Origin of the sequence: Treponema primitia ZAS-2, from assembly GCF_000214375.1 — a bacterium.
Lineage (GTDB): Bacteria > Spirochaetota > Spirochaetia > Treponematales > Breznakiellaceae > Termitinema > Termitinema primitia.
On the sequence record NC_015578.1, the window covers coordinates 1303070 to 1317827 of the forward strand.

At 52.9% G+C, this 14758-nt stretch carries 16 protein-coding genes and 3 tRNA genes; 14 read left to right on the forward strand and 5 right to left on the reverse strand.

Features of this window, described 5'->3' with window-relative positions; genetic code table 11:
• Positions 1-33: 33 nt before the first annotated feature.
• The gene (locus TREPR_RS05765) at positions 34-342 is read left to right on the forward strand and encodes a (2Fe-2S) ferredoxin domain-containing protein (RefSeq protein ID WP_015707362.1); all 309 of its coding nucleotides are present in this window, start codon (positions 34-36) and stop codon (positions 340-342) included.
• A gap of 167 nt (positions 343-509) precedes the next feature.
• Positions 510-1157: a type 1 glutamine amidotransferase gene (locus tag TREPR_RS05770; RefSeq protein ID WP_245534794.1), complete on the forward strand. Its 648-nt coding sequence runs from the start codon at positions 510-512 to the stop codon at positions 1155-1157.
• A gap of 45 nt (positions 1158-1202) precedes the next feature.
• On the opposite strand, the gene TREPR_RS05775 is transcribed toward TREPR_RS05770, so the two are convergent.
• A complete protein-coding gene (locus TREPR_RS05775; RefSeq protein ID WP_015707364.1) occupies positions 1203-2867 on the reverse strand; it encodes a LeuA family protein in 1665 nt (554 codons plus the stop codon).
• Positions 2857-3252, reverse strand: a complete 396-nt coding sequence (locus TREPR_RS05780; protein ID WP_041611036.1) for a hypothetical protein — start codon at positions 3250-3252, stop codon at positions 2857-2859. Before TREPR_RS05780 ends, TREPR_RS05775 begins: the two co-directional genes overlap by 11 nt.
• A gap of 164 nt (positions 3253-3416) precedes the next feature.
• Between TREPR_RS05780 and TREPR_RS05785 the strand changes: the two genes are divergently transcribed.
• The 4 genes from TREPR_RS05785 (at position 3417) to TREPR_RS05800 (ending at position 8249) form a co-directional block, all read left to right on the forward strand.
• Positions 3417-4439: a molybdopterin-binding protein gene (locus tag TREPR_RS05785; protein WP_041611037.1), complete on the forward strand. Its 1023-nt coding sequence runs from the start codon at positions 3417-3419 to the stop codon at positions 4437-4439.
• Positions 4440-4499: 60 nt separating this feature from the next.
• On the forward strand, positions 4500-5267 hold the full coding sequence (locus TREPR_RS05790) for a dienelactone hydrolase family protein (protein ID WP_015707366.1): 768 nt from the start codon (positions 4500-4502) through the stop codon (positions 5265-5267).
• 5 nt (positions 5268-5272) lie between these two features.
• Positions 5273-6538: an anaerobic sulfatase maturase gene (locus TREPR_RS05795; RefSeq protein ID WP_015707367.1), complete on the forward strand. Its 1266-nt coding sequence runs from the start codon at positions 5273-5275 to the stop codon at positions 6536-6538.
• Between the two features lie 331 nt (positions 6539-6869).
• The gene (locus TREPR_RS05800; protein ID WP_015707368.1) at positions 6870-8249 is read left to right on the forward strand and encodes a hypothetical protein; all 1380 of its coding nucleotides are present in this window, start codon (positions 6870-6872) and stop codon (positions 8247-8249) included.
• Between the two features lie 90 nt (positions 8250-8339).
• Here the strand turns inward: TREPR_RS05800 and TREPR_RS05805 are convergent.
• A tRNA-Leu gene (locus TREPR_RS05805) sits at positions 8340-8421 on the reverse strand.
• Positions 8422-8629: 208 nt separating this feature from the next.
• Here TREPR_RS05805 and TREPR_RS05810 point away from each other — a divergent pair.
• The gene (locus TREPR_RS05810; protein WP_015707369.1) at positions 8630-8971 is read left to right on the forward strand and encodes a type II toxin-antitoxin system RelE/ParE family toxin; all 342 of its coding nucleotides are present in this window, start codon (positions 8630-8632) and stop codon (positions 8969-8971) included.
• Positions 8955-9293 carry a helix-turn-helix domain-containing protein gene (locus TREPR_RS05815; protein WP_015707370.1) on the forward strand — a complete coding sequence of 113 codons (339 nt, stop codon included), beginning with the start codon at positions 8955-8957 and terminating at the stop codon, positions 9291-9293. The genes TREPR_RS05810 and TREPR_RS05815 overlap by 17 nt, the downstream gene beginning before the upstream one ends.
• A gap of 168 nt (positions 9294-9461) precedes the next feature.
• Here TREPR_RS05815 and TREPR_RS05820 read toward each other — a convergent pair.
• A tRNA-Leu gene (locus tag TREPR_RS05820) sits at positions 9462-9541 on the reverse strand.
• A 241-nt stretch (positions 9542-9782) separates the two neighbouring features.
• Here TREPR_RS05820 and TREPR_RS05825 point away from each other — a divergent pair.
• Together TREPR_RS05825 and TREPR_RS05830 are read left to right on the forward strand one after the other, a co-directional pair.
• On the forward strand, positions 9783-10214 hold the full coding sequence (locus TREPR_RS05825) for a PIN domain-containing protein (protein ID WP_015707372.1): 432 nt from the start codon (positions 9783-9785) through the stop codon (positions 10212-10214).
• Positions 10207-10410, forward strand: a complete 204-nt coding sequence (locus TREPR_RS05830) for a hypothetical protein (protein ID WP_015707373.1) — start codon at positions 10207-10209, stop codon at positions 10408-10410. Before TREPR_RS05825 ends, TREPR_RS05830 begins: the two co-directional genes overlap by 8 nt.
• Before the next feature lie 137 nt (positions 10411-10547).
• Here TREPR_RS05830 and TREPR_RS05835 read toward each other — a convergent pair.
• Positions 10548-10629, reverse strand: a tRNA-Leu gene (locus tag TREPR_RS05835).
• 142 nt (positions 10630-10771) lie between these two features.
• On the opposite strand from TREPR_RS05835, the gene TREPR_RS05840 reads away from it, so the two are divergent.
• From TREPR_RS05840 to flgE, 4 genes are all read left to right on the forward strand, one after another.
• On the forward strand, positions 10772-11389 hold the full coding sequence (locus TREPR_RS05840) for a periplasmic-type flagellar collar protein FlbB (RefSeq protein ID WP_015707374.1): 618 nt from the start codon (positions 10772-10774) through the stop codon (positions 11387-11389).
• Positions 11390-11451: 62 nt separating this feature from the next.
• Positions 11452-12843, forward strand: a complete 1392-nt coding sequence (locus TREPR_RS05845) for a flagellar hook-length control protein FliK (protein ID WP_015707375.1) — start codon at positions 11452-11454, stop codon at positions 12841-12843.
• 24 nt (positions 12844-12867) lie between these two features.
• The gene (gene flgD / locus TREPR_RS05850) at positions 12868-13305 is read left to right on the forward strand and encodes a flagellar hook assembly protein FlgD (RefSeq protein ID WP_015707376.1); all 438 of its coding nucleotides are present in this window, start codon (positions 12868-12870) and stop codon (positions 13303-13305) included.
• 13 nt (positions 13306-13318) lie between these two features.
• Positions 13319-14749 (forward strand): flagellar hook protein FlgE, encoded by a 1431-nt coding sequence (flgE, locus tag TREPR_RS05855; RefSeq protein ID WP_015707377.1) that lies wholly within the window; start codon positions 13319-13321, stop codon positions 14747-14749.
• The last annotated feature ends 9 nt before the right edge of the window (positions 14750-14758 follow it).

The following is a 14758-nucleotide window of genomic DNA, read 5'->3' on the forward strand; positions in this document are numbered from 1 at the left end:
CAGCGTTACGCATAAAAAAGGGAGAGTAGAAAAATGACGAAACCAAAGCATCATGTTTTTGTATGCGGGTCCTTTAGGGCCAATGGGACGCCTCAGGGAGTTTGTAGCAAGGGCGGTTCCATGCAGCTCATGCAGTATTTGGAGGAAGAATTAGCGGATAAGGGGCTCGTGGATGTGAGCGTGTCCAGCACCGGATGCCTCAAGGTCTGCGACCGGGGGCCCGCCTTGGTGGTATACCCGGAAAACTGGTGGTTCGGTCATATCGACAGCGAAGAAGCTATCGACGCGGTGATCGGCTCCATTGAGAGCGGAACCCCTGCGGCAGATTATGTGATAGCTTAAAAAGCTTGTAACTTTACTTTACAGAAACACTCAATGCTTCTACTGGGAATGGATACTCAATGTTTGGTAGAAGGGGGAAATAAAAAGTGAGGATACATTACCTGCAGCATGTTCCTTTTGAAAATCCCGGGTATATTTTGACCTGGGCAAAAAATCATGGCTGGGGGATGACGAACACCCTCCTCTATGAGTACCCTTCGGGGAATGTTCCTTTTCCCCTGGCCCGTAATTATGATTGGCTGGTGATCATGGGGGGCCCCATGAATATCTACGAGGATGCGGAATATCCCTGGCTTGTGGAAGAAAAAGAATTCATTAAACATGCCATTGATAAGGGAAAGGTAGTTATCGGCCTCTGCCTGGGGGCGCAGCTTCTTGCCGGTGTTCTGGGGGGAACGGTTACGCAAAACCCGCAAAAGGAAATAGGCTGGTTTCCGGTAACCCTGAGCCCTGAAGCCCGGTCGCTGCCGCTTTTTTCCTTTCTGCCGGAAAAACCTTTAGTCTTTCAATGGCATGGAGACACTTTTAGTACCCTGCCGGCGGAAGCGGTTCTTTTAGCTTCCAGCGAAGCCTGTAAGAACCAGGCGTTTATGTACCGGGATCGGGTTTTTGCATTTCAGTTTCATCTGGAAAATACCTTTGAAGTCATCTCGGCTCTGATAGAAAACAGCGGGAATGAACTGGTTGATGGGCCCTGGATACAAAGCGCTAAAGAAATGCTCGGTCATGCTGAGTATATTACCCAGGATAATTCGTGGATGGACGAGTTTCTTACCCAGTTGGAAAACCAAGGGAAGAATAACTGTACATACTGATGGGCTGGTTTGTTGGAGTATAAGATTTAATAACCACGGATCTGATCATATTTTTCCCTGAACCCCCAGAGCGTTCACCGCATCCAGGCAGCACTGAAACAGAAGCAGTCCCTGTGAGGAACCGGTACGCTCCATCGCAAAAAGTCTTTCTTCGCCGGAAAGATCCCGGACGTTTATCTCCGCATAAAGCCTGAGGCGCTCCCCGTAACCTGTTACGGTAGTCCGGAGCCGTGGTTCAGCTTTTGTGAGTTTTCTTACCGCTCCTAGGACCGCCTCTGTTTCGTTCGCTCCTTCACCGGCAAACTCCAGGGTCTGCCCGCCATAAACCGCCGCGGTCCCACTGACCCTGACCTGAGACGGCTTTACCTCGTCGGGCTGAATACTTTTACTGTGGGTATCAGCGCTGCTCTGCACAGGAAGCCTGGCTTCAGTGATAGTTTCCGAGAAAGCCAGACATACCAGGGGGCCGGCATAAGAGGGTGGCAGCAGCTTCATATCAGCCAGGAGGCAGAGAAACTCCGTGATCTCCAGGGAGCTGTTTCCCTCTCCGGCAGCTCCTGATCCACGAATAAAACTGTTGATGTATTTAAGATTTACGTCTTTCAGATGGGCGCATATACGGGAAAGGGCGGCCTCATCCGGAGCAAGGCCGCAATAACGTTGGGCGAAGAGCTGTACCCCGGCCTGGCCTGAATGGCGGGTGAGGACTATCCGCTCAGGCGCCGTGTTCCAGCGGTTCAGCAGGGGGAGGGAGTAGGTTTCCGCATCCCTGGACAGGCCCTGTTGGTGTATGCCCGAACCGTGGGCCCGGGTGTTCCAGCCGCTTAAGGGTTTCATGGGGGAAAGGGATGTGCCCGAAGCTTCCGCAGTCAGGCGCAGCAGCGCCGGAAGCCGTTCCGGTTTCAGGCCCGTCACTGCCCGGTATAGATCCGGCCGGGCTTCCAGGTTGGCGGCCACTTCTTCCAGGGCGGCGTTTCCCGCCCGCTCACCCAGGCCTAGGGCAGAAACTTCCGCCTGACCGCAGCCGGCCAGTATCCCTGCCAGGGTATTGGCGCAGGCCAGGCCCAGATCGTTGTGACAGTGGATGCTGAGTATGCACTGCCCTTGGGCAAGGGAGGGAATATTTTCACAAAGAAACGCAATAAGATTCCCTGTTTCTTCGGGAGAAAAAAGCCCCAGAGTGTCGGCGATGTTGACCACGTCGGCCCCGGCGTCAAAGGCGGCTTCGCAGTATTCCTGCAAGAAACTCCGGTCCGCCCTGGTGGCGTCCTCCGCCCCAAGCTCCACCCTGGAGCAGAGGCCTGCGGCAAAGGAAACCGCTTCCCGGGCCATGGCGATAATTTCAGCTTCAGTTTTTCCGAGCTTTGCCCGTATGTGTATGGGGCTCACCGGCAGGGACAGGTGCAGGGTTCCCTGACCGGTTCCCCCAAAAACGCCGGCGCTTTCCCGGATATCCGCAGGAATGCTGCGGCACATCACGGCGGTGCGGCCCGGAAGCTCCCGGGCTGTCAGATGGCAGAGTTCGTAATCAGTTTTATTGGAAAGGGGAAAGCCGGTTTCAATAATATCCACCCCCGCTTCCGCCAGGCTCAGGGCCAGGGCAAGTTTTTTGTCCCGGGAAAAAGCAAAGCCCGCCGCCTGATCCCCTTCCCGCAGGGTAGTGTCGAAAAGGATTATTCGCCGTGGGGGATTGCCCGGGTTATCCGGCAATTTCCTGTTCCGCCAGAAGCGCTACCCGGTCGATGGCGTCCATAAAGCGGGGTACATCCTCCGGTACGGGCTTGATAATCCTGAAATCGAAGACCGAGCAGATGGACTGGAGGGAATCAAAGTACAAAAGGGATTCTTCCAGATCCGCAGGCAGGGTCATGAAGGCTTTGACCTCCCCCACAAAATCGGACATGGTGTGGTTTTGGGGCAGCAGCCCCCGGTGGGTAAATATGGACATGAAGTACTTTTCAATGCCCATGGCGGCGACATTCTGGATAATTTCGGGGGTAAAGACCTCAGGCCGCTTTACACTGCCCCGAACCGTCCGGTGAAAGCCCTGGCCGTCCTCGAAAAATTGTTCCCAGTCTTTTTTTTGTATTTTCATAGCCTATTCTATCATGATTATAAAAACATATCAGCTCCCCAGGCTATAAACAGGGCTTCTCTCCGATTACCCTCCTGGGTGGTCTCTGTATTGTTATAATCGATAAATTTTTCTTGACATAATTGCAAGCTCCAAAATATAATGCTTTAATGGGCGCTTCGGGAATGAAGATGTTGCAGATTGAGGATGCGGTGGGTCAGGTGCTTTGCCATGACATGACCCGAATCGTGCAGGGGGAGATGAAAGGCCCCCAGTTCCGCAAGGGCCACATTATCCAGGCTGCTGACATCCCCATGCTCCTTTCTATGGGCAAGGAACAGATCTTTGTCTGGGAAAAACGGCCCGGAATGCTCCACGAGGATGAAGCAGCAGAAGCGCTGGCCCGTATCTGCCGGGGGGCAAACATCCGGCAAAGCGGTCCGATTGAGGGAAAGATCGAATTTTTTGCCGAAACCGACGGGCTTTTCTGCTTTGACACGGAAACCCTAAACCGTATCAACGATATAGAGGACCTGGTCATCGCTGCCCGCCATGCCCTGAGCCCGGTAAAGGCGGGGGACAAACTTGCGGGGATGAAGGCGGTGCCCCTGGTCATACCGGCTGAAAAACTGCGCCAGGCCCGGGAAGCCGCCGGGGAAGGCCCTCTGATGCAGGTTAAGCCCTATCTCCTGAAAAGCGCCTGTGTGATCACCACGGGCAGCGAGATCGCCAAGGGCCTCATCACCGACACCTTTACCCCGGTCATCATGGACAAACTGGCAGGCTACGGAATTTCGGTGATAAAGCATATCATCACCGGGGACGGCATTGACAAGGTGGCCGGGGCAATAGCCTGCGCCCGGAAAGAAAATCCGGATCTGATCCTCTGTACCGGCGGCATGAGCGTCGATCCCGACGACAACACCCCCGGCGCAATTCGGCAAAGCGGCGCCGCCATTGTGAGCTACGGCGCCCCGGTCATGCCGGGGGTAATGTTTGTCCTGGGCTATTACGAAGACGGAAGGCCCATCATTGGGCTCCCGGGCTGCGTGATGTACGCCGCCGCCACGATTTTTGACATAGTCCTCCCCCGGGTCGCCGCGGGGCTGCCCATGAAACGCCGGGACTTTTCCCGCATGGGCAATGGGGGCCTGTGCCTGGGCTGTGGGGTGTGCCATTACCCCATCTGTCCCTTTGGAAAGGGGTAATTTGCGTAATAAAATTTATATGCTATACTACAATCCAGAAAGTGTTAAAGGAGGTTCCTGATGTGGAACCAATTGAAGACCGACGAGTATGAGGGGATGCTGGCGGAGACCGTGGCCATCACCGGCTATAAGGGCGATTCTGTGCGTGCGTACCTTTCGCGCCCCTTGGGAAAAGGGCCCTATCCGGGTATCGTCCTTATCCCCCACATGCCCGGCTGGGACGAGTTTTGCCGGGAGACCGCCCGAAGGTTCACCCAGCATGGGTATATGACCCTGTGCCCGGACATTTTCAGCCGCTTTGGGAGCGGAAGGCCGGAGGAAGTGGCGGGCAAGGCCCGCGCCGAAGGCGGTGTACCCGATGACAGCGTAATGGGTGATTGCGAAGGATCCGTGGATTTGCTGCGGAATACGCCCTTTTCCAACGGCAAAGTGGGGGTTATCGGAATGTGTTCCGGTGGCCGCCATGCGTTTCTTGCGGCGTGCAGGGTGGAGGGCCTTGACGCGGCAGTTGATTGCTGGGGAGGCGGCGTGGTTGCCGCGGAAAAGGACCTTACACCTGCGCGGCCTGTGGCCCCGATTGACTATACGCCCCAGCTTTCCTGCCCCCTTCTGGGGATCTTTGGCAACGACGACCAGATGCCCACTGCGGAACAGGTGAATCTCCACGAAGAAGCGCTGAAAAAGCATGGGAAGGACTACCAATTCCACCGCTACGATGATGCGGGGCACGGAATTTGGTACTACCACACCCCCATGTACCGGCAGGCCCAAGCCATGGATTCCTGGGAAAAGGTGTTCGATTTTTTCGGCAAGCATCTGCGTAGTTAGCTTCGATGGGAAATTCCGCTCCCTTTGCAGTAATGGCAAAACCGGTGGGGCCCCGCTGCAACCTGCGCTGCGCTTACTGCTATTACACCGGGGATGAACAGCGTTCAAACCAGCTCGGCGCCCGCACATCCCGTATGCCGGACAGCCTGCTTGACTTGTACATCCGCAAATACATAGAGGCAAGCCCCGGGCCGGTGGTGCCCTTTACCTGGCATGGCGGCGAGCCGGCCCTGGCAGGGCTGGATTTCTATCGGCTTGCGGTGGATCTGCAGAAACGGTATCTCCCCCCAGGCTGGACCTGCTGGAACAATATCCAGACCAATGGGACTTTGCTTGACGACGAATGGTGCGCGTTTTTGGCGGGCGCTCATTTTGATGTGGGCCTGAGCCTGGACGGCACAGTAGAACTGCACGACCGGCAGCGCCCGGATCAGGGTGGCAAGGGAAGCTATGCCCGCTCTGCCCAGGCGGTTAGCCGTTTGCAGGCCCAGGGCATCCAGCCCGACCTGCTCTGCACCGTCACCGCTGATACTGCAAAAAATCCCCTGGGGGTATACCGCGCCCTGGCAGAGCTCAACACCGGATGGATTCAGTTTATCCCGATTGTGCGGCGCACGCCGGACGGACAGCTTACCCAGGACTCTGTGAGCGGCGCCGACTATGGGCGCTTCCTTTGCACAGTTCTGGACGAATGGAGCCTCCATGACCTGGGCAAGCTGGACATACAGCTATTCGCCGAAATGTCCCTGGTCTGGTCCGGGGGAACCGCCAGCCTCTGCTGGATGGCCCCCAGCTGCGGCCGGGTGCTCATTGTGGAGCAGGACGGCGGCGTATATTCCTGCGATCACTTCGTCAACCCCGAACACCGCATCGGCGACCTGGCCTCCGCAAGCCTGGACCAGCTCCTTGCCCTGCCTGAACAACGCCGCTTTGGCAATGACAAGCGGGACCACCTTCCCGGGCAATGCAGATCCTGCCCCCACCTGGCTGTGTGCAACGGCGGCTGCCCAAAGGACCGCTTCGCCCAGGCCGCAAACGGCGAGCCGGGCCTGAATGTTCTCTGCGACGGCCTCCGGCAATTCTATGCCTACGCCGAGCGCCCGCTCAAACAGATCATGCGGCTCCGGCGCCAGGGCCAAACGCCGGCTGCCATTATGGCTGAACTGCGGAGCGAAGCCTTAGCCCGCTGGAAGGGCGTTGGGCGCAACGACCCCTGTCCCTGCGGCAGCGGCCGCAAGGCAAAGCATTGCTGCTGGCCCGGGCCGTTGTAGGGGGGAGGGAATTAAACCAGCGGCGGGGTCTATCTTACAAAAAATGAGTTTATAAAATGTTAATAACATTGTAAATAAGATGTTATTGGCATATTTTGGAAAAAGATGATATTATTTTGACCGATCAAGCGTTGATTTCTCGGCTAAGGATGTATTACAACGCTCTGCCAGAGGGGGTTTATGGACACTCTTGTAGGCATGGCTACTGACACAACGAAGAACCGCCCAAATGATGATCAGGAAACGGCAAAAAAGCCAGACATCACCCCATCTATACCTACTTAGATATATTTGATATTATTTCATAGAAAGATAAATAAGGAGTTATACCATGAAAAAGGTTCTATCAGTTTTATCCGTGATTGTTGTATGTCTGTTGGGTATTACCGGCTGCCCTACAGGAAATGATGATCCTTCGGGGTCTTCTAAATTGAATGGCTTCATACAGCCAAGCGTGCAATTCGTGAACAGAAATGCATCGCCTTCCAAATCAATATTGCAATCCAGGACGGGCATAAGCCGCGCTGTTGATTTACCGGAGCCGGATGCTTCGTTAAATCCCTTGCGGGATTTTTATGATAAATTGGGAACTCTTAGAGGCTCCTATACACCAACGGAATTCAAATTATTTATACAAGAAATAGTTCTCCATAATAATGAGAAGGGTTATGAATTAGATTATCCTATAACAGCTGCTTCAAAGGATGAGAATTTTGCAAACGCCCATCATTATGCCGATTTTGTTACTTCAATTATTCTTAAACCTGAAATTTACATTGACCCCGGGACATATACCGGTTTATTTTTCTTCTTCTTTACCGCCAATGAAAAAATGGGGGTCGGCAAAGGGCTTTGGAGTCAAAATCATCCAAACCCGGATTTTTGGATGAATATAAACCCCAGGATTACTGTTACAATTCCCGGTATAAGCAATGTTTGGGAACAGGATGTACAAAGCCGTTTCTATGGCAAATTTGATGTAAAAAAAGGCTCTGGAGATACTTATCAAGTGGTACCGGAAGTGCTTCAGCCAACATATTGGCAACAACGCTATCAGGATTTACAAGATTCTAATAATCCAGGTGAATGGATAGAACGTATCCAGATGTTTGCGTACCAGGGTTCTGATTACCGGGCAATATTACCCGGTGCTGTCGGACATCCCCGTATTTGGAGCACTGACCCCCAAACACTTTTAGTGCCTAATCATGGTTCTGGAGAAACCAACAATAGCGTGATAATAATGCCCTTATCTGAAAATATCACTATTCCCAAAAATGCTACAGGGGTAAAATTTGAAGTGCAGTGGGATCTTGACGGGATTGTTGAAGTGTATGATCACGGTACACCCAATGATACATCAGATGACATTGTGGTGCTTGCCAGGAATTTTTGGGAACGTTTCAGTTTAAAACCGACTATTGATTATGATGCTCCTCCCTCCAGTGTTGTAGATTCTCCGTTTTTAGGGATTTGGGTCTGCGCTGATGGCGGAAATTATAATGGGGCTGTTGTTACCATGACGGATAATACGTGGACAATGTCTTTGGGAGGACTATTAGTGACCGGAATGTACAGGTATGGCCCAAAGACCCAAACAATACGCGGATATGCTGATAATAGCGATGATTATGATTTTACAGCCACATATGATCCGGTAGCCGAAACGATAAGCATAAAAGGGGCTGCTACGTTTACACGACAACGATAATTTATTTATAGAGAAAAGCCCGGCACCTAAGCCGGGCTTTTTAGCTCCCTTTAGTTTTCTAATTTCTTACAATACAACAAATTAAATTACTGCGGCCAAGAAGACTTGAACTTCCATTCCTCTCGGAACCAGCACCTCAAGCTGGCGTGTCTACCAGTTCCACCATGGCCGCGTTTAAGCAAAAACAGGGTAGCTTTTTTCAGGAGTTGTTGTCAACAAGGGGCCGCTCACGGGGCGTTCAAGGTTCACATAAAATGGTATATTCGCTATACTTTTAATATCCGAAATAACGAAGGAATTTCCATGTTGTCCCTTGACAAACCCTATCAAATAGGGTTATGCTATGTGTATGGTTTTTAGGGGGAAAGCGTCTGAACCGGATGTTTGTTTACGCTAAAAAGTTTGATCGGGAATGGAACGCCCTAGGCCTGACCGCCGAGGATCTGCGCAAGCTGGAAGACGCGCTCTTGGAACATCCTACCTTGGGCAGAATGATGGAGGGAACCGGAGGCCTGCGTAAAGTCCGCTGGAATTTAGAGGGCGGTGGAAAAAGCGGTGGAGTTCGGGTTCTCTATATTGACATGCCCACCGCGCAAATCATCTGCATGATCGATCTGTTCCCAAAAAACGAGAAAGACAATTTGACCAAAGACGAAAAAAACAAGATCAAAAAAGTAGTGAAACTGATTGTGGAGGAATTGGGAAATGAGCAAACAATTTGAAAGCATTATGGAAGGCCTTAATGACTTGCTGGATTACGCCCAGGGAGATAAAACCAAGGCGCGGGTTCGGGTGGCCGAGGCGCCGGATATCACAATTGCACCCCTCCATGTCTATGACCGGGAGGCTATCAGGCAGATCCGATTGCGGAGCAACTTAACCTTGAAGTCTTTTGCGATCTGCATGGGGGTTAGCCAAAAAACCGTGGAAAGCTGGGAAAGCGGTGTCAACGCCCCCTCCGGCGCTTCCTGTCGCCTTTTACAAATCCTGGAAAAAAGCCCCAATGCCCTTCGAGAACTGGAAATAATCAGCGTGGCGGGTTGACATCGCAGCCCAAGGGGTAAGCGATACGTAAACAATTAAGCGAGAGCGTCCAGCCTCAGAATCTCTTGTGGATCACCCGCCGTATGGGTTGTCGCAGAAAATGCAACCCTAAGATATATGCCTATTTGGCCTTGAGCCACTCGTTTTCGGATAAAGATGATAAAATTTTGCGGCCAAGAAGACTTGAACTTCCATTCCTCTCGGAACCAGCACCTCAAGCTGGCGTGTCTACCAGTTCCACCGGGCGCATTTTAGCAAAGATAGGGTAGCCTTTTTCTGACGTGTTCGTCAACAGGAGACTGGTGTTGCACAATGGTCAAAGGCATATTCTGCTATCGGCAAAACTTGCAAAGGACTATGGGAAGGGCTTTAATGTAACCAATTTAGGCTGTATGAAGCAGTTCCATCTGCTTTTCCCGAATATTGGCGCACTGCGTCAAGAATTGACCGGATGGTATATAAGTTGTATGGTTTAACGGAGAGAAAGAAATGAGAGTTTATCTTGATAATTGTTGTTTTAATCGCCCCTTTGACGACCAAGCATCTTTAGTTGTGCAGTTTGAGACTGACGCAAAATTGCGAATTCAGGAACTCATTAAGCAAAAAGAGCTTGAGCTTGTCTGGTCATTCGTATTGGATTACGAAAATGAGGCAAATCCTTTTAAAGAGGTAAGAAATAAAATTGCCGAATGGGAAGGCCTTTCAACGATTAACTGTGATTATTATGATAGTATCGCTCGAAAAGCTCGTGAATTGGCTTTACTGGGATTGCGTCAGATGGATGCATCCCACATTGCCTGTGCCATTTTTACCAAAGCAGATGTTTTTATTACTACCGATAAAAAAATATTGAATAAATCAGTTAAAGAAATTGAAGTTCTTAATCCTATAGATTTTATAAGGAGATATTTTCATGACTAATGCAACTGTATTAAAGACGGAAGGGTTTCAAATCCTTTCTGAAAAGCTTGGTATTTTAGAGGCTGAACATTTTATAGCGTTAATTAAACGCGAACCTTTTGATTATACCCAATGGCGTGAAGGTTTATATAAAGACGTTCCGCTGGACGAATATTTAACCGCAGCGGATAATTTTAGAAAAAGCAAGGCCAAATGACCAAATTCACCGAACATTCCCTGGAACTTGCCATATAAACAGGATTGATTAAGTCCCTTGACCCGGCTTTACAAGCCCTAAGATATATGCCTATTTGGCCTTGAGCCACTCGTTTTCGGATAAAGATGATAAAATTTTGCGGCCAAGAAGACTTGAACTTCCATTCCTCTCGGAACCAGCACCTCAAGCTGGCGTGTCTACCAGTTCCACCATGGCCGCGTTTAAGCAAAGATAGGGTAGCCCTTTTCCGGCGTGTTCGTCAAGGGGGGCTCTGGCTTGGCTGTTCACATAAAAGGGTATATTCGCTATACTTTATACCGAAAATGACTATAGTATCTCTTTAAGGAATAAGGTAACCGGAGTGGGAAGAATTTTAGGCCGGGTTTTTATATTGTTGCTGCTCATCGCTATTCTGGCCGGGGGCGGCCTGGTGTGGTTTGATTACCTCAATGTTATCGACGCTAAGGCGGTGCTGGCCCCGGTGTACCGGCTTATCGGGCTGAGCCCCCGTTCCCAGGAGCCGGCCGGGGAGGGGGAATTTATTTCTCTGGATGCGGAGCGCCTGGCGGTGCGGCTGGAAGCCCTGGAACTGCGGAATATGGAAATGGAGAAACAGGAGCAGGAAATCACTTCCCGGCAGGGCGAAATCGAACAAATGGCCCAGGAACTGGAAGAACGGCAAAAAGCGCTGGATGAACGGGAGAATTCCTTTAATGCGATGGTCGAAGACGCCGAAATTAGATCCAGGAACGTGGAGCAGAATGCGCGGTATCTGAACGGTATGCCTCCGGACCAGGCGGTGCGGATTATTATCGCGATGAGCGATCAGGATGCTATCGACGTACTCCGGAAGACCGAAGAGATTGCCCAGGCTGAGGGGACTTCTTCCATCGTATCCTACTGGATGTCCCTGATGCCCCCTGAACGGGCGGCGGAGCTCCAGCGGAAGATGGCCGGGAGGCCCTCCCTCAGAGAATAGACAGTCCCCCGGTCTCCGGTACTAGGTTTCGCGTCTTTTGGCGCATACTAGGAGGTCGGGCGGTGCTGGCAGTAAGCAGTGAAGTATCCCCCCAAACAAATTCCGTAGAGGCCCCTGAAAAAGGACCGGTTAAACACGCTAAAGGCGCCAAAAAAGACGCCCTGAGCGGTTTTTCCAAGATCCTGGCGGGGCTGTTGCGGAAAACTAAGGCCGGCGGCGAAAATGCCGCCGAATCAGCCGCGGAAGCTCTTGTCTCCCTGGAAAATGCCTCTGAAGCGGTCAAGGATGCCGCCGAAAAAGAGGCGAAATTTCCGGGAACCGGGGACAAGATCTCCGCGGGTAGCAAAAAACCCACAAACAAGGACGGCCTTTCCTTACTTACCCTTAGTTCCGAAGAAGGGGATGACACCCTTTCTCCGGCTGAACGGGTTCGGAAGGCGATGGCCGCTAAACAAGAAGAGGATGGGGTGGATACGGATGTCCCCCTGTTCGCAGGAGTTGCCCTGGATACTGATCCCGGGCAGGTACGCATTGATGAGCTGTTCCGGGAGGGGCTCAGCCCCGGGGATGAACAGGAGGGGGAGGAACTTTTCCTCAGCTCGGTCTCCGAAGGCCGGCTCAAGGCTAAGGCAAGCGCGGAAGAGCTTCTTTCCCGCTCTGATGCCCAGTCTGATGCCGCTTTAAACCCCGAAAAGGCCCTCAGGCTTTCCCAGGGGCAGAGGCAAAACCCGGAAACAACGGAAAAAAAGGCCACTGCGGCGGAAACCAGGAACAGCAGGAAGAACCGGGAACGGGTTTCCCTGGAAGTCCAGGATCAGAGGACCGGGCAAAACGGCCCGGCCCCTTTACCGGGACAGGAACTGAAGCCGTTTGGGGAAACCGGGCCGGAACGAGTGTCAGAACTGACGGTGGACCTTAAAAACGGGGGCAGAAACCGGGAGTTTCCGGAAGCGGGGCATGAAAAGACCGCGGGCCAGGCCTTTGAGGATATTCTGGCCCGGGAACTCCACCAGAACCTTAACGGGGACATAGTCCGCCAGGCATCGATCATGGTTAAGGATGGCGGGGAGGGGACTATAAAGCTGTCCCTGAAGCCTGAATCCTTAGGAATGGTAAAGATACGCCTTGAAATGGTCGAGAACAAGATAACGGGTCATATCATCGTTGAAAGCAACGAGGCACTCCGGGCCTTTGAGCGGGAAATGCACTCCCTGGAGCAGGCGTTTCGGGATTCCGGCTTTGAGGGGGCCAGCCTTGATATGGCCCTTGCCCAGGATGGGGGCCGGAACAGCGGACAGGGACGGTGGAACGGTGAGCCGGAACGGCCCCTGTTTTCGCCCCAGCTTGTTTCTTCCAGCTACGATTCTTCGGTGGAAAGCACCCTGGTTTCAGGCGGGGAGTTTTTCAATGCTGCGGGAGGCCCGGGTATGATCCGGGTCAATGTGTTGGTGTAAGACTAGTGTTTTTAGGAGATAGAGATGACGCTTGAAGCGGTTCTTAGTTCACAGGAAAAGGCAGTCCTAAACAGGGAAGTAGACTCCTTCAATAAAACGATACAGCAGGGCAGGATGCCCAGCCAGAGCCTGGGGAAGGATGATTTTTTGAAGATCCTCATTACCCAGTTAAGCCACCAGGACCCCACGGCTCCCATGGAAGACAAGGAATTCATCGGACAGATGGCCCAGTTCTCCACCCTGGAGCAGATGACCGGCATGGCCAGCGATTTCAGCCGTTTAGCGGACCTGCTCACCGGCGGGGAAGCTACCTCCGCCTTGGGGCGTTCGGTGGAAATTGTCGAAGGGGACCGGGTTGTCCAGGGGACGGTCCGGGCGGTTTCCCGGGGGGCAAGCCCCGAAGTACTGGTCAACGGGTCCTACTATCAGTGGGATCAAGTCACCAGGGTTTTTGAGGAATAAGGAGTATACAACTATGATGCGATCATTATTTTCCGGGGTTTCCGGACTTCAGAATCATCAGACCAGAATGGATGTGGTGGGTAATAACATTTCCAATGTTAACACCACGGGGTTCAAGAAGAACCGGGTCAATTTTCAGGATATGATTTACCAGCAGCTTTCCGGGGCAGCCAAGCCCACGGATGATTTAGGGGGGGTAAACCCCAAAGAAGTCGGCCTGGGCATGTCCATTGCCTCCATCGACACTATCCATACCCAGGGGTCCCTCCAGACCACCGGGGTGGGCACCGACCTGGCGATCCAGGGCAACGGCTTTTTTGTCCTGAAACAGGGCGAAAAGTCCTACTTCACCCGGGCCGGGGCCTTTAGCCTTGACTCCGAAGGCCTCATGGTGAACCCCGCCAACGGTATGCGGGTCCAGGGCTGGATGGCCCGTACCATGGGGGGCGAACAGGTGCTAGACGTTTCCCGGGATACCGAGGACCTGGTCATCCCCGTGGGTGGCAAAGACGCGGCCCGGGCCACCACCCAGGTCAACTTTGCCTGTAACCTGGACAAGCGGACCCCCACGATTCCCAACTTTGACCCTACGCCGGGGGATATAGCCCGGGGCACCTGGGGCACGGAAATGGAGATCTTCGACAGCTTCGGGATCGAGCACATACTCCGGGTGGAATTTACCCGGAACTGGGGAACCAATGCGGACGGTCAGCCAGCTCTGGAACTCAACAACCGGTGGACCGCCACAGTGACCGTGGACCCGGAAAATGAGGCGCCCACCAATACCGAGGTGGGCATGGCAGGGGGGGCGCCTCCGGCTGGGGGAAACATCTTTACCGTGATTTTCAACAATAACGGTACCCTCCAGGCGGTGGAAGATTTGAACGGCGCCTTGTCCAACGGTGAAGGGTCGGTGATCATGAACGTGGCCTTCGATGTGCAGAGCGCTGCCCCCCAGGAAGGGGGAATCCCGGTACGCCAGCAGTTCACCCTGAACCTGGGGACCGTGAACGGCCTGGTGAACAGCATCACCCAATACGCCGAGCAGAGTTCCACAAAAGCTATCATCCAAGACGGCTACACCATGGGTTACCTGGATAACTTCAAGATCGACAACAGCGGGGTTATCACCGGGGTCTACTCCAACGGCACCACCCGTACCCTGGGGCAGGTTGCCCTGGCCAGCTTCTCTAATCAAGGGGGCCTGGAAAAAGGTGGGGACAATATCTTCGTGAGGAGCAACAACTCGGGGTACGCCAATGTGGGCCCCTCGGGCATAGCCGGGAAGGGCAAGATCATCGCCGGTACCCTGGAAATGTCCAACGTGGACCTTTCGGAACAGTTTGTGGACATGATAGTCACCCAGCGCGGGTTCCAGGCAAACTCCCGGACCATACAGACAGCGGACCAGCTTTTGCAGGAAATTTTGAGCCTGAAGCGTTAGACTGATTTC

What these genes read in the sequence shown, in the direction of transcription:
- TREPR_RS05765 (WP_015707362.1), top strand. Translation starts at nt 34, where the DNA reads ATGACGAAACCAAAGCATCATGTTTTTGTATGCGGGTCCTTTAGGGCC.
- TREPR_RS05800 (WP_015707368.1), top strand. Translation starts at nt 6,870, where the DNA reads ATGAAAAAGGTTCTATCAGTTTTATCCGTGATTGTTGTATGTCTGTTG.
- TREPR_RS05790 (WP_015707366.1), top strand. Translation starts at nt 4,500, where the DNA reads ATGTGGAACCAATTGAAGACCGACGAGTATGAGGGGATGCTGGCGGAG.
- TREPR_RS05785 (WP_041611037.1), top strand. Translation starts at nt 3,417, where the DNA reads ATGAAGATGTTGCAGATTGAGGATGCGGTGGGTCAGGTGCTTTGCCAT.
- flgD (WP_015707376.1), top strand. Translation starts at nt 12,868, where the DNA reads ATGACGCTTGAAGCGGTTCTTAGTTCACAGGAAAAGGCAGTCCTAAAC.
- TREPR_RS05830 (WP_015707373.1), top strand. Translation starts at nt 10,207, where the DNA reads ATGACTAATGCAACTGTATTAAAGACGGAAGGGTTTCAAATCCTTTCT.
- TREPR_RS05815 (WP_015707370.1), top strand. Translation starts at nt 8,955, where the DNA reads ATGAGCAAACAATTTGAAAGCATTATGGAAGGCCTTAATGACTTGCTG.
- TREPR_RS05825 (WP_015707372.1), top strand. Translation starts at nt 9,783, where the DNA reads ATGAGAGTTTATCTTGATAATTGTTGTTTTAATCGCCCCTTTGACGAC.
- TREPR_RS05795 (WP_015707367.1), top strand. Translation starts at nt 5,273, where the DNA reads ATGGGAAATTCCGCTCCCTTTGCAGTAATGGCAAAACCGGTGGGGCCC.
- TREPR_RS05810 (WP_015707369.1), top strand. Translation starts at nt 8,630, where the DNA reads ATGTTTGTTTACGCTAAAAAGTTTGATCGGGAATGGAACGCCCTAGGC.
- flgE (WP_015707377.1), top strand. Translation starts at nt 13,319, where the DNA reads ATGATGCGATCATTATTTTCCGGGGTTTCCGGACTTCAGAATCATCAG.
- TREPR_RS05770 (WP_245534794.1), top strand. Translation starts at nt 510, where the DNA reads ATGACGAACACCCTCCTCTATGAGTACCCTTCGGGGAATGTTCCTTTT.
- TREPR_RS05780 (WP_041611036.1), bottom strand. Translation starts at nt 3,252, where the DNA reads ATGAAAATACAAAAAAAAGACTGGGAACAATTTTTCGAGGACGGCCAG.